Below are 14,658 nucleotides of genomic sequence, written 5' to 3'. Positions count from 1 at the left end.
GTTCCTCGATAGCTCAGTTGGTAGAGCGCCGGACTGTTAATCCGTAGGTCCCTGGTTCGAGCCCAGGTCGAGGAGCCACTACAAAGCCGCAAGGCCTCTGGAAGGCCCGCTACTCACAAGGTAGCGGGCCTTTTCATTTGTGGAGCCCCACGCGAACCAAGCACGCGGGGGCGAAGACGTGGAAGGTGCGAAAAAAATCAATCGCCCTGCACGCTTCACCCATCAAAAATGATCGCCGTCGTCTCAGAACGGCGAATTCATTGAATATAATTGAAGGCTTGTTCCTCGATAGCTCAGTTGGTAGAGCGCCGGACTGTTAATCCGTAGGTCCCTGGTTCGAGCCCAGGTCGAGGAGCCACCATTTGCTGAAGGCCCGTTACTCACAAGGTAACGGGCCTTTTCGCTTTCTGCGCAACACATCGGCCCTTCGCTGCGCGGCACGCGGGCCTGTCCGACACGGACGCCCCGCCCTGCGTGCAAAACTCCCTCTTTGTTAACAACTTCTGCGGCCTTGCCCAGGACAACCCCGTGCACGCACCGCGCCGGTCAGGCGTTGTTCGGGCTCAGTCACTCATAACAACCAAAGGGCATCACGATGAAACTCACAAGAATTCTTCTGGCCGCCGCCGTGGCCGCTGCCACCTTGCCCGCCGTGGCACAGGTCTCCGTCAACATCAACGTGCCCGGCCTGATCCAGGTCGCCCCGCCTGCACCACGCTACGAGCCCGCGCCCCGCCCTCGCAGCGGCCAGGTCTGGGTGCCCGGCCATTGGCAATGGAACGACCGCGCCTACGCATGGCGCCCCGGCTACTACGTGGCAGCCCGCCCCGACTACGCCTACGCCCCGGGCGGCTGGGTGCGCGCCGACGGCGGCTGGCGCTGGCGCGAAGGCGACTGGCGCCGCGCCGAGCGCCGTGAGGAACGCCGCGAAGACCGCCACCACCGTCGCCATGACCACGACCGCTACGACCATGACGACGACCACCGTGGCGGCGGCCACTGCCCGCCCGGCCAGGCGAAAAAGGGACGCTGCTGATAGCAGCAGCAGCAGCTTGCGCGCCTGCTGACGCGCAAGCCCTCAGTTCACCGTCACCCTGAACCGCACGCTGCCCGTGCCACCGGGCGCGAGTTGCCCGGTGAACTTCCAGTCCAGTGAACCCGTTCCGCCCGGCGCCTGCGCGGCCGCGCACGCCACGGCCGGCGCAGGCACTGCATTGGCCGGCGTGCGCTTCGTGCATGCGGTCAGCGTCGGCGGGGTCGCGCCTTCCTGCGAGGCGACGAAGCTGGTGTAGACCGGCGTGACGTCGCTCACCGTCAGGCCGCTGATCGGCGTCGCGCCGTTGTTGGTGTAGGTGATGCGGTACTCGAGCGTCTCGCCCGACTTGGCTTCGTTGTTGAGCCCGAAGTCGCCGTTCTTCGTCAGGTTGCGCACTTCCTTCTTGAGCTCCAGCGCCGTGCTCGACACGGTCGTGGTGTCGAGCACGAGGTAGCTCGCGCTCAACGCGGGTGACGCGTTGGTGAACACGAAGCTCGCCTGCACCGAGCGCTTGTCGTTGTAGCCGGCGAGCGCGCTGGCCGGAATGAACTCCTGCACCACCACGCACAGGTTCTGCCCTGTCGTCACAGGCCGGGGCACCGCCGGCGGATAGAGCACCGCGGCGCCGGCCTGCAAGGCGCCGGTGCAGCCCGGGTCGTCGAAGATCTTGGCGCTCCAGCCATCGATCGGCGGCGTGGCCACCGCGCCGGCCACGCCGAAGCTCACCGTCCCGCCGGTCTGCGCCACGAAGGTGTGTGCGTGGCTCACGCTGCTGCCGGGCGAGCCGGTGCGGGCGCTGTCGGCGCCGAAGCGGTTGAGGGCCACGTCGCCGAAGTTCAGCTCGCCGGCCCGGGCTTCGTTCCATGCAAAGCCGATGTGATCCGGCGCCCCCGCGGCGGTGCGCGTGTAGGTGTAGGTGCGCCCGCCCACGGCCACGCCCGTGCCGGAAGGCAGCGGCGTGCCGCCGACCGACGCCCCCGTGGACAGATGGCCCGCCGGCGTCACCTCTTCGACGCACAGCGGATCGCCATCGGATGGCGACGAAGGCTGCGACGGCACCTCCAGGCGGTAGTGGCCCGAGCCGTCGGTCACCGCCGTGGACCACACGCCCGCCGCACAGTTGGTGAGCCGCATCTGCACGCCCACGAGCCCCGCTTCGCCGCCGTTGGCCACGCCGTCGTTCGGCACGCCCGCGCCGCTGCCGTTGTCGCTGAAGACGCGGCCGGTGATGGCGTAGGCGTCGCTGTTGACGAAGGTGCATACGATGTCCGCGCCGCCCACCATCCATTCGGCGGGAATCGTCAGCACGTTGCCGGCCAGCACCACCGGCGGCAGCGACGCCGCTGCCGCCGCTGCCGCCCGCCTCGAGGCGGACACCCCGGGGATGGGCGACGGCGCAATGGCGTCCTTCACGTCGTAGCAGCTGGCGCTCACCGGGTTCACGGGCCAGCCGGCGGGCGACGTCTCGGTGATGGTGACCGGGACGCCGACCCTGCCGGTGATGGTCTGCGCGCCAAACTCCTCCCCCGGCACGGTGAGCGTGATGGTGTCGCTGCTCACGCTGAGGCCCGACAGCGCAAAGCGAAAGCGGTGGGTGCCCGAACCGACGTACGCCGCCTTGAGGATGCGGACCTTCGGGTCACCCAGCCGGACCCCGATGGACGGCGTCGTGGCATCGCAGGGATCGGTCACCAGCGGGGTGCACAGCGCATCGCCGCCGCCGCTCAGGTTCACCGTGTTCGTGCCGGACTGCGCGCCCACGGCCGTCTTGTCGACCTCGACGGGAATGCGGATGTCGAAGGTGCCCGGCGCCACACCGGCGGCCACGCTGCAATTGGAAATCAGCGAGCCTGCCGCAGGGCAGCCGCTCAGGACGCCGGTGGTGGTCCTGGCGATCAGCACGGGCGGCCCGGCCAGCGTGATGCCGGTGGGCAGCATGTCTTCTACCAACAGCGGCGCCGTGGTCGGTTCATGCTCCACCTTCACGGCGACCGTGTAGAACTGGCCCGCCGCGCCGACGATCAACGGATTCGCACTCGCGGTCTTCGTCGAGGTGATGGCCAGCGGAAAGGCCACGGGCGTATTCGTCGTGCTCCGGCACACGCCGATTCCGGCGCAATACGGATCCCCGCCCTTGGAGGCCATCGCGACATTGACGATGTACGACACCGGGGCCCCCACGGTCACGGCAGACGGCAGCGGCGTCACGGGAATCACGAACGAATGGGAGGTCATCAGGCCGGGGGGCACCGTGCAGGTCACGTTCTGCTGGACGGCCGTGCAGCCCGCGGGCAGCGTGCCGATGCGCAGGGACGATGAAATGGCGTCGGTGATCTCGGCCGGCGCCGTGGTCGGGCTGCCGTTGCTGCTGAGCTTCAGGGTGTAGCTGGCCGGCACGCCCACGAAGAATTTGGCGACGCTGACCGTCTTCTGGAGCTTCAGTTGCATCATGTCGACCGATGTGGGCGGCGTGGTCGAGTCGCAGGCCTCGTTGACCGCCGTCGTGCATGCCAGGTCTCCCCCACCGCTCAGGTTCGCCATGTTGGTGCCCTTGTTCAGGCCCGCGGCCGGTGTGCTGACGCTGACGGGAATCCTGATTTCGAAGGTGCCCGGTGCAACACCGGCCGCCACGCTGCAGAAGACGCCGCCGCCGATCGTCGGGCACCCGACCAGCGTGCCGGTGGTCGTTCCCGGAATCAGCGTCGGCCCGCCACGCAGGTTCATGCCCGCGGGCAAGAACTCCGTCAGCCCAATGGGCGCCGTGGTCGTCCCGTTGGCCACGGTGATGAACAGGGAGTAGAACTGGTCGGGCGCCCCCACCACCAGCGGGCTGGCGCTGACCGTCTTGGTCGAGGTGATGACGGGCAGAGGCGGAAGGGCCACCGGCGTGGTCACCGTGCTCGTGCACGCCCCCGTGCCGTTGCAAGTGGCGTCTCCCCCCCCCGATGCCGTGGCCGTGTTGGTCACGCCGGGCACGGCCGAAGGCAGGGGCGTCACCGGAATGACGAAGGACGCGGACGATGTGAACCCTGGGGGCACCAGGCAACTGACGTTCTGGCCCACTCGGCTGCACCCCGGGGGAAGGTCGCCGATGGTCAGCGAAGGCGGCACTCTGTCGGTCACCACCGTATCGGCAGTGGTCGCGGCGCCAGTCGTGTTCGTCAGCGTGAGTGTGTAGCTGGCAGGCTGGCCGACGACCCATGGGGCTGCGCTGGCTTCCTTCTTGAGCGCCAACTGGGGGGCTGGGGGGTCTGGCACGAAGAAGCACACCACGTTGTCCGTCCCATTCGGCTGACCGTAGAGTGGCTCGTGCGAGAGCGTGACGGAAGACACGGATGTTCTCGAAACAAGGGCCCATGCAGAAGCCCCGGACCCGGGTGTCGCCCCCTCAAGATTGCCGTCTGCATCGATTTTTACCGGCGCAAGGGCGTTCCAATATGCGGACGTTGGATCGAGGACAGGCGTCGTGACCTCCGCCGCAGTGAACGGATAGTGATTTCCATTGACGGACACCACCATCTTCTCGCACCCATCTGCTGGGTTGCAGTTGAGCACGTAGGTTCGAACGCTCAGGTTCTTCATCGGCACAGAAAAATTGAACGTGCATGCCTCCCGCAAGTTGAACCTTCCCAGCCGGACATGAGTACTCCCTGCGTACTTTTCCTTCACCTCGCATGCGCCATCCGTGGTGACAGCACCCCCCCCGTAGGTCCCGCTCTCCCCTAGACATACCTCCGCAGCCGTGGCCTGCGTGCCGATCAGGAGCGAGGTCAGTGCCAGAAAGACGACGCCGCGCAAGGCATGAAAGAAGTGCGCCACGCCTCTCGCAAGCGCCATCGCACTCTTCCGCACGGGTAGGCAGCGAAGCGCCGTCGCGCAGCGCATCGAATCAGTTTTTTGCATTTTCATTGGCCATTCCTCCGCGACTTCATCGATCGGTCCGCTCGTCTTTCACGGGGGCTGCCGCGCCCGCCGACGCAGCCCCCAGCGCCGTCTCGTCGAACTTGAAACGCAGCCGGATGTACGCGCCCTTGCTCGTGTAGTCGTTGGCCGCCAGGTCGCGGTCTTTCAGGCCCACGAAGTTGTAGCCCGCCGACACCCACAGGTCCTTCATGACCTGGTAGCCGACTTCGATGCCCAAGGTCTTCTGCAGGCCGCCGCCCTTGCCGCGCAGCAGGCCGGCCTGCACGCCGAGGTCCCAGCTGTCGTTGAGGTCTTGCGTGTAGCGCGCCTGCAGCAGATGCGCCCAGTAGGTGCTGCGCAGCAGGCCGTCGTCGGCGCGCGACCACTTGGCGGCGTAGCGCCCGTTGATGACGGTGCCGGGGCGCGGGTTGTAGTTGAGGTGGGCCGAGACGATGTCGGCGCTGGTGCGCCCGGGCAGCGCTGCGCTGCCGTTGCCCGCACCGAAGACGCTCGCGCCGTCGAGTGCGCCGGTCGAACTGCCGGTGCCGGTGACGCGCTCGGAACGGCGCTCGTAGCGCATGAGCGCGTTCCAGCTGTCGGTGTCCACCGGACGGTAGGCCAGGCCGATCTGGTGGCGCGCCAGGTGGTGCGCGTTGCCGGCGTTGGCGCCCTGCCCTTCGCTGGCGCTCATCACGCTGCGCGCCAGCAGGCTCCATGACGCATCGATCTTGAAGCCGAAGCCCGCGCTGAACAGGCGCGTGTCGGCATCGTCGCCGTGGCGGCCTTCGAGGATGCCGCTGGCCTTGATGCGTGCGTCGGTGTATTCCACGCCGCCGGTGATGGCGGTGGAGTCGCCCGCCAGGCCGCTGGCGTGGCCGGTGCCGTTGTTGCCGCTGTTGCGCACCCCGCCGATCTGGCGCGTGTGCTCGACGCCGCCGGTCAGGCGCCAGTGGTCGTCGACCCGGAAGGTGTTGCGCACGCCCGTGGCGGCCTGCGCGGCGCGCCCGTCGAGGCTGTCGGCCAGGCGGTACTCGCTGTACACGCGCCCGCCCTCCATGTAGGCGCTCTCGATGCCGAGGATGCCCACGTTGTTCGACTGCCCCGCGTTCAGCTCGTACGGCCCGTAGAGGCTGGAGACCAGCTCGTAGCGGCCGTACAGGCGTGTCTTGTCGGTGACGGCGTAGTTGCCGCCCACGGCGAGCACGTGGCGGTCGGACTTGCGGATGTCCTGCTCGCCTTCGACGAACACGTTGGCTTGCGGCAGGCCCGGCACCTGCGCCGACAGGCGGGCGCGCACGGTGGTCAGGTTGTCGTCGTTGGCGTTGGCCTGGGTGCCGGCGTTGGCCGCCGCGCCGAGCGCGGTGACGTTGTTGGCGGCCACGCCGCTGCCGAGGTTGCCGCTGTAGGTGGAGACCTGGCCGTAGTCGAAGCCCGAGCCGCTGCCCAGGCCGGTGCCGTTGTGGCCGTGGCGCAGGCCGAACTCGCCCACCAGCTGCTCGCCGAACTTTCGCTGCACGCTGGCGGTGATGCCGCGGCGGGTGCCTTCGCGCAGGGCGTCCTGGCCGTAGAGCAGTTCGCCGCGCAGCGCGGTGGCGGCGTCGAGCCGGTACTCGGCGCGCGCCGAGGCTTCGGTGCGCCCGGCGGGGAAGCTCGCGCCGGGGTTGTCGAAGCCGGTGCTGGTCTTGCTCGCCAGCGCGGCCACGGCCAGGTCTTCGCCCTGGTGGCGCAGCTCGACGCGGGCGCCGCTCCCCTTGCCGTTGTGGTCGGAGTCGGTCTGCACCCATTCGCCGGCGACAGTGGTGTGGTCGCCCAGGCGCGCCAGGGCGGTGACGGAACCGAGCTTGCGGCGGTTCTCGGGGTTCTCGTCGATGGCCGCGACCACGCCGACCTGCAGGTTCTTGGCCACCTTGAGCTGCACGTCGGCACCGGCCACGGTGAACTTGGGGCCGCCCGCGTCGACCTCGTAGGTCACGCGGATCGACTGCGGGTTGAGGTTGGGGTCGACCGACGCGATGGCGCGCGTGAACAGCAGGCGGCGCGTGAGCGGCTCGACGGTGTAGTCGACGAAGCGCGTCACGGTCGAGCGCTGCAGCACGAGGTCGGGCTGGTTGCGGTCGCGCACGACGATCTCGACCTGCTCGCTGTTCTCGACGAACTCGCCGCCCCTGGCGCCCAGGTAGTACGGGCCCGAGGTGCCGACCGCGCGAAACTCTTCCACCTGCTGGGTCTGCGCGGTGCGCGAGGCGTAGGTGGTGGTGCGCACCTCGCCGTCGTCGTAGACGTGCTTGAGGCCGGTGAGCGACCGGCTGACCTGGCTCAGGCTGCGCACCTCGGTGCTGCTGGCGGTGCTGAAGTCGCCGTACAGCAGGTAGGAGCGGTTCTTGTCGATGCGCACGTAGAGCTTCTGCGTGCTCTGGGCGTCGAAGCCCTTGGCGGACGAGTCGCCGTACACGGGGTAGAACTCGTCGGGTCGGATGTCGCGGAACAGGCGGTCCTTGCGCGTCTTGTCGGAATCGTAGGCGGCGGTGAGCAGGTACTCGCCCTTGACGGCGCCCTTGAAGAAGAAGGCAGCGCGCGCGGCCGCACGGCGCTTGTCGTTGCCCTCGTCGGCCAGGCCGGACAGCTCGGCCTCGAAGGCCGCGCCCGCGGGCATCGCGCCCAGCGGCACCTGGCCGCGCTTCGTGAAGTCGAGCACGCCTTCGACGATGCCCACGCCGATCATCGGGCGCAGCTCGGGCAGCAGCGCCAGGCGCGCCTCGCTCGTGAAGCTCGCGGCCGTCACGCGCAAGCGGCCATCGCCGGGTTCGCCGGGCGGCAGCAGGCGGAAGTCGGCCACGCCACCGTCCATGAAGACCTGGGTGCCGGGCTCGGCGGGGTTCAGGTCTTCGTCGAGCCAGCGGCCGCGGTCGGTCTCGAGCGTGAGCTGCGTGCGCGCGGTCACGGGCACGTCGGCCGCGTCGGTCAGGCGCACCTTCACGACGACGGGCGTGCGCAGGTCGGCCTGCGCCAAGGCGGGCACGTCGATGTGGATGGCGCCGAGCTTGTCGGGCGCGGTGACGCTGATCTGCTGCGCGGCGCCGCGCACGTTGCCGAACGGATCGACGGCTTCGAGCACGAGGCGGTTGACGCCGGGCCGCAGCACGATGCCGATGTACTCCCAGGCGCCGATCTGGCGGCTGGCCTGCTCGGTCTTCTTGCCGACGCGGCGCTCCTCGACGCCCTGGCCGTTGACGCTCAGGCGCAGCGCCAGGCCGGCTTCGCCCTTGACGCGCACGTTGAGCGAGGTCGAGGGCAAGGTGTCGCCGTCGCGCAGGTCGATGAAGCCGAGGGCGTTGCTTTCGATGCGGGGCAGCAGGGCTTCGAGGTCGATGGGACTGGGGGCGGCTTGCGGCGGCGCTACAGCAGCGGTCGGCTGCGCCATGCCGCGGGACACGCGCATGCCGGAGAAGAGGCTGCCCACGGGGGATGCACCATCCGCCGAACCGCCGCCCGTCATCGCGCCGAGCGTGCTGCCCTGGCTGCCCGACGCGCCGCCGATGAAACTGCTGGGCGACGCCGGTGCAGTGGGCATTGCGATCAGCGGCGCCGAGCTGGCCTGCGTGGTGCTGGTGCCGGTGCTGCCGCCCGCGCGCACCTCGCCGCTGGCAGGCAGCGCGCGCCGGTCGCCCACGGGGACGACCCGGCCTTCGGGGTCCAGGCGCATGCGCACCTGGGCTTCGGCCTCGGTGTCGGGCACGGCGGCGATGGCCTCGCGCCGCGCGATGACGTCGCTCATCACCGCCGGTGCGTCGCAGTTGGCGACGACGAAGTTGGCCTTGTGGAATTCGCCCTTCTTGAGATCGACGAAGCGGCTGTCGGGGCGCCCGGCGTTGCGGTTGTCGAGCGCTTCGAGCCGCGCGCCGGCGGGCAGCGTGGTGGCATCGAGCCGCAGCACGTGGGTGACGGGCTTGAGGCCGTACAGGCTCCACTTGCCTTCGACATCGGTGATGACGTGCGTGCCGTCTTCCATGTACAGGCGCACGCCGGGCACGCCGATTTCGTCGACGCCCTGCTGGCGGCCGTCGCGCCGGCAGTCCATGTAGACCTTGCCGAAGAGGAAGGCATCGTCGGAAAACACGCCGCCGGTCACGCGCACGGTCCATTGGGCGAGGTTCGATTGCATCGGGCCGGCGTTGGCGCGGGCACGGTTGACGGCGTCTCCGTTGGTGGGCGCGCCGACACCCACGCGCACGCGGTAGCGCACCGCGGCGGACTGGTCGATGCCAAGCGCGAGGCCGGGCTGGTTGAAGACCAGCCGGGGACCGGCCCCGCCCACGGGATCGGCCGTGGCCGCACCGTTGAGCCGCGCGCTGCCGGCCACGTAGGCGAAGCCCGGCGGCAACTGGTCGGAGAGACTGAGTCCGGTGACGGGAAAGCCGGTCTTGTTGGTGACGACCAGCGCGTAGTCGAGGAAATCGCCGAACTCGACCTGGCGCTTGCTGCCTTCCTTGCGCAGCACGAGGCCGAGCACGTTGCCCGGGTCGAGCGGGATGTGGTTGTGCACCACGTCGCAGGCCGCGCCCGAGGGCTCGAAACCGGCCTTGAGCGAGAAGTGGTGCGTGGTGGGCTCCGCGCCCTGCGGCGACGCAGCGTTCGGGACGATGGCGCCGCAGCGGTCGAAGGTGCCGGGCGTGGCGGGGATGAGCTGCGAAGGCGCCGCGTAGGCACTGCCCGCGGGCGGCGCCACACCCAGCGCATAGGTGCAGCTGCCGGTGACCGGCGGCGACAGGAAATAGAACTGGTAGCCGCCGTCGGCGCCGGTGGTCATCGACAGGCTGCCGTCGGCGTTGGCGCGGTAGACGCCGCTGTCGCCGCCGAACACCTCGGCCAGGGCCATCGGCCGGGCAGCGCCGTCGCTGCACGACTGGCGGGTGAAGGTGACGACGGCGCCGGCCACCGGTTGGCGCGTGACGGCGTTGTAGACCACGCCCTGCGGGTCGGCCAGCATCGAGGACGCGCTGCTGGCGCTCGCGGTGACGAGCGCGGCCGACGACGCAGAAGCGGTGTTCTGCTCGAAGGCGGCCGCCCAGGCCTTGTTGGTGAACGGCACGCGGGCGCCGTTGCTCGACGGCTTGCGGGTGACGCGCACGGTGAATTCGATGTCCTCGCTCTGGCCGGGTGCCAGGGCGCGGCTGCCGTCGGTGAGGCCGAGCGCGGCCTGCATCGGCAGCCGGAAGGGATCGGCGCTGGCGGCGGCCTCGCGGTCGCAGGCGGCGCGGCCGGTGAAGCCGGATGCGATCTGCAGCACGCCGTTGCGCACCTTCGGCGCGCCGACGAGTTCCCAGGCGGCGACGAGGCCTTCGGGCTTGTCCATGTCGAAGGTGCAATCGAGGTTGTCGATCACGCGCACGTTCGGGGCCGGGGCCGCGCCGGTGTTGCCGACCTTGAAACGGTAGTCGAGTTCGTAGACGCCCTCTGCCACGCGGCGCAGCTGCGAGACGCTCTTCACGAGCGAGAGCACGGGCTGCTGCAGCTGCACCGGCGTGGGCGAGGTGTCGTTGCCGGGGTTGCCGTCGCCGTCGGCATCGGGGTTGCTGCCGTTGACGGAGTCGTCGAAGACGGTGGGCGGGCCACCGGCAGCGAGCGCAGCCTGTGCGCGCACGGTGTTGAGCAGCGTGCCCGCGCGACCCGACGCGTGAAAGCGCACATCGAAACGCACCGCGAACTGACCACCCACGGGCAGCACCGCACCGGGTGCGAGCAGGTCCTGCGCGGAGGCGGTGCCATTGAACGCGGCGTTGACCGCCGCCACCGTGCCCGCCACGCCGTTGCCCGGACCGCCGACGATGGCCAGGGTTCCGGGCACCACGGTGTACTGGCGCGCGCCCGGCACCGCAGCGGTCGTGCGGGTGCCGAACTGCGTGGCGCCCTGCCCTTCGAGCACGTCGGCCAGTTGCACGCCGTGCAGCGCGGCCGTGCCGTAGTTGCGCACGTGGACGTCGAAGGTGACGGTGGCCGTGCCGTCGGGTTGGCCGTCCGCGCCGCGGTGCATGCGCGGCGTGGAGGCCGCCTTGGCGACGCCGATGCGGCCCTGGCCTTGCGGCGGCGCCATCGCGATCACCACCGTGTTCGACGGCGACGCGGCGGGCGCGACGCCGTCGTTGTACTGGCTGTGCGCGGTGTTGCGGATGTCGCCGGTGTGATCGGCCTTGACCTGCACCGCGAACTGCATGGCGATGGAGGCATTGCGCGCGAGGGCTGTGGGCACGCCGATGGCCACTTCGATCGCCGCGCCGTCTTCGGCGGTGCGGTAACTGAAGTCGGCGTCACCGGGCATGCGGAACAGACGCACCGCGCCGGCTGCCGTGCTCTGCAGGCTGCCAGCGAGGTAGCGGGTGCCCGTGGGCACGAGGTCGCGCAGCAGCAGCAGGCTGCGCGGACTGCCGTTGACCAGCACCTGCGTGCCGGTGGGCGCGGCCGCGCCGCCGGGCTGCGCGTCGCGCGCGCCGGTGTTGGTGCCCGAGATGCTGAAGTCGATGCGCGTGCTGCCGGGCACGACCGCCCCCGCATGGCTGGCCGACTTGACCAGCGCGAGCACGGCGACGCTGCCCACGTCGACCGTGTCGCGATTGCTCGCGCTCGCGCCCTGCAGGGCGGTGGTCGCGCTCAGCACCACGCAGGCGCTGCCGCTGGCCGCGGCGGGAATGGTGCCCTGCACCAGCAGTTCGGCCGTCTGGCCCGGCTCCAGCGCGAGCGTGCCGGCGGCACCGGGCAGCAGCACCAGATCGGAGGCGTCGACGACGCCGTTGTGGTTGCCGTCGCGCGCCACGCGCAACGCCGACAGGTCGAGCCCGTCGGCCGGGCACCCCACGCCGTCGTTGACGAGGCCCAGGGTGTAGCGCGAAGCCACGTTGCCGGTGTTGGTGAGCAGGTGGCTCAGCGTGACGACGGTGCCGGGCGGGCGGTTCACGCGCTGGTCCTGCGTGAGCGACAGCGCCTCCACGGGCAGCACGCTGGCGGTCACGGCATTGGAGATGGCCGTCTCACTGTGCCCGAGGCCGGCAGGGACGTAGGTGCCCGTCGCGATGCTGCGGATCACGACGCCGCCGGGCGCGGGCGCCGCTTGCGCGACCGGTGCGAACAGCACAGCGAGCGCCACTGCGGTGGCGAGTGCGAGGCCGAACGCCGCCATCGCGCCGCGCGCGAGCGCCACGCAGCCCCACCACCGAGGCATGCCGGCACGCGAAGAAGAAAGAAGAAATGGCACGCGGTGAACCTTCCCTGGCACCTCCCGCTGCGGGAGGCACGTCAAACAGTCGAAGAACTCTTTCCTCTGCCGCCTCGAAGGCCGGCAAGGCACGGCTTGCATGCAGCGATGTGCGCGAAAGCGGCAGGGGAAACAGGCGAGGCACCGGGGCAAACCCGGGCCTCGCGGGAAACAGCCGACGGCCCTTGCGGAACCGTCGGCGGCGCCGATGTCAGGTCAGGGGTTGATCTGCACGGCGAAGGTCAGCGTGACCTTTCCACCTGGGGCCACGGTGTTGGCCGCGCTGCCGCAGCTCACCGCGGTGGCGGTCGATGCGAAGGCCGGCGCCGTACCGCCAATGCCCGGGGCTTCGCACTGCAATGCAGGCTGCTTCGCGCTCAGGACGGTGTACACCGGCAGTGCGTCGTTGATGGCGATGTTGGTCACCGGCACGATGCCTTCGTTGGTGGCAACGACCTGGTAGACGATGCACTGGCCCGGCTTCAACTGCAGCGACGTTGCCGCGAACGCGGTGTCCGCCACGCCGTCACAGGTCGCATCGGCCGCCTGCGTCTTGAGGACGCGGATCTGACCGGTGATCACGGCCGTGATGTCAGTGGCCGAAGGGGTACCGCAGTTGGGGGCCGGGTCGGTGAAGGTGGCCGTCACCGTCGTGGTGTTGCTGACACCCGCGCTCACGCCGCCCGGCGCGAACACGCGCACCAGCAGCTTCTGCGCTGCACCGGCCGGCAGGCTTGCCAGCGGACCGTTTACCGGCGTGTCGCCAGCGTCGATCTGGCCGTCGCCGTTGACGTCGAGGTAGACCGTGGTGGTCCAGCCTTGCGCCTCATCTGCCGCAGGCACCTTGGCTGTCAGCGTGTACGCGCCGCAGCTCTGGGCGCCGATGTTGGTCAGCGTGTGGGCATACACCACGGTGCCGCCGGGTGCGACCTGGCCGTTGTTGTTCGGCGTGAGCGAGGCGCCCAGCTGAAGGGCCGTCGAGGTCACCGTCACGGCGTCGGTCTTGACGTCAGACGCGATGCCGCCGGTCGAGGCCACCGCAGTGGATTGCACCTTGAAGTAGATCTTCACTGCAGTGACTGCGGCTTGCGAGGAAGGCGGCGTGACGCACGCTTCGACCGCCTGCTGTCCCCCGGCGATGACTGCGAGGTTCGAGATGGCCGGCGATGCACAAGTGCCGCCAAACGCCACGAACTTGACCGTCCAGCCTGCCGGCAGCGCGCCCGGGAACACGAAAGAACCTGGCGGATACGTTTCGACGGGCGAGCGCGTACCTGCCGACTGGCACTCAGAAACAAGAGATCGATGGAAAAGGCGGGCGCCCTCGCCTCGCGCAGCGCGCGAGGGCCGGCGCGGCCTTTACTTGCCGCGCGGGGGCGGCGTGGCGGGCGTGGGAGGCGCTGCCGTTGGCGGCGCGACGGTTTCGACCTTGGCGCGCGCGCTCACGGCGAGGCTGCCGTTTGCGGGCAACTGGCCCAGGCTCCAGCGCAGCATGCGGTACTCGCTGTAGGGAACGGGTTCGGTCTTGCCGCCGGGCAGTTTGCGAACGAGCGGCTCGGGCTCGAAGACGGCGGTCTTGGTGGCGGCTTTCACGAGGCTGGCACCCGGCTTGGCGCTGCGCGGCAGGTATTCCAGCCCCTCGGGGATCGGCAGATCGGCCACGAGGCCCTTGACGGGCTTGCCGGTGTTGTTGGTGTAGGTGGCCTTGTATTCGATGACGTCGCCCGGCTTGATGGTGGCCGCGTCCTGGAACTGTTCATTGCCGTCGGGCCCCTTGACCACCTTCGACTGGGCGAGGACGACGGTCACGGCCTGGGCCGCGACAGGTGCGCGCGGCGCCTCCAGCGAAGCGGTGGGTTGCGCGAGCGCGACGGTCGCGGCGCCTGCGGCAAGCAGGACCAGGCCTGCGCGGATCAGCGGGTGGACCGCCCCTGCGCGGCCTCGCGACGACGACAAGAACAAGTCCCATGTGGATGCTGTCATTCAAACCCCAATTAACAATATTTGAAATTCACGCGCAAAATTTGCAATCAACTTCTTATTGCAAACAAATGACCAACATTGCTTGCAATTGAAGGCAGTCGGCCACTTAGATTTTTGCGTACTGAATTCTTATGTCTCGGGGCTTTTATGGCAATCAAACAAAAGAACAGAGGATGCGCAAATGAGACATATTGAACAAACAAAATGCATCCACCATTTCGTTCGACCTGAAGCCCCCTCAATTGAAGCTTTCAAGCTTCTGGGAGAATCAAAACAATTGAGATCGAATGACAACAACCGCAGCCTCAGGCGTGCTCCCTATTCATGAAATAATATTTTCAATAAATTCAAGCTCATGGAATTAATTTGAAATCACTCATTCGATGCGGTACAAGAAATTATTCATTGATGAATTACAGAGAAATCCCGGTGGTCATGAAAATATCGAACTCGCAAAGAATCCGGTAAATATGAGCGCTTGCCCACCCTT

The 14,658-nt window shown here is 68.8% G+C and carries 5 protein-coding genes, 2 tRNA genes and 1 pseudogene; 3 read left to right on the top strand and 5 right to left on the bottom strand.

Features of this window, described 5'->3' with window-relative positions; translation table 11 throughout:
- The first annotated feature begins 2 nt into the window (after positions 1–2).
- The 3 genes from AC3WQR_RS06945 (at position 3) to AC3WQR_RS06935 (ending at position 1,036) form a co-directional block, all read left to right on the top strand.
- A tRNA-Asn gene (locus AC3WQR_RS06945) sits at positions 3–78 on the top strand.
- A 204-nt stretch (positions 79–282) separates the two neighbouring features.
- Positions 283–358, top strand: a tRNA-Asn gene (locus AC3WQR_RS06940).
- A gap of 237 nt (positions 359–595) precedes the next feature.
- Positions 596–1,036: a YXWGXW repeat-containing protein gene (locus AC3WQR_RS06935; protein ID WP_062472450.1), complete on the top strand. Its 441-nt coding sequence runs from the start codon at positions 596–598 to the stop codon at positions 1,034–1,036.
- Positions 1,037–1,078: 42 nt separating this feature from the next.
- Here the strand turns inward: AC3WQR_RS06935 and AC3WQR_RS06930 are convergent, their stop codons facing one another.
- The 5 genes and pseudogenes from AC3WQR_RS06930 to AC3WQR_RS06910 all read right to left on the bottom strand — a co-directional run bounded on the left by AC3WQR_RS06930 (position 1,079) and on the right by AC3WQR_RS06910 (position 14,168).
- Complete coding sequence (locus tag AC3WQR_RS06930) at positions 1,079–3,919, bottom strand: prealbumin-like fold domain-containing protein (protein WP_492741561.1); 2,841 nt, start codon at positions 3,917–3,919, stop codon at positions 1,079–1,081.
- A gap of 222 nt (positions 3,920–4,141) precedes the next feature.
- A pseudogene (locus AC3WQR_RS06925) lies at positions 4,142–4,555 on the bottom strand (hypothetical protein); the annotation flags it as partial.
- Between the two features lie 409 nt (positions 4,556–4,964).
- Positions 4,965–12,110: a hypothetical protein gene (locus AC3WQR_RS06920; protein WP_492741560.1), complete on the bottom strand. Its 7,146-nt coding sequence runs from the start codon at positions 12,108–12,110 to the stop codon at positions 4,965–4,967.
- Between the two features lie 291 nt (positions 12,111–12,401).
- On the bottom strand, positions 12,402–13,256 hold the full coding sequence (locus AC3WQR_RS06915) for a hypothetical protein (protein ID WP_492741537.1): 855 nt from the start codon (positions 13,254–13,256) through the stop codon (positions 12,402–12,404).
- Positions 13,257–13,544: 288 nt separating this feature from the next.
- Positions 13,545–14,168 (bottom strand): hypothetical protein, encoded by a 624-nt coding sequence (locus tag AC3WQR_RS06910; RefSeq protein WP_492741536.1) that lies wholly within the window; start codon positions 14,166–14,168, stop codon positions 13,545–13,547.
- Between the last annotated feature and the right edge of the window lie 490 nt (positions 14,169–14,658).

The organism is Variovorax sp. FW305-3-2-15-B-LB1 (assembly GCF_058787635.1).
Note: the sequence above shows the minus strand (reverse complement) of the source record. Positions and strands in the feature narration are given on the sequence as shown.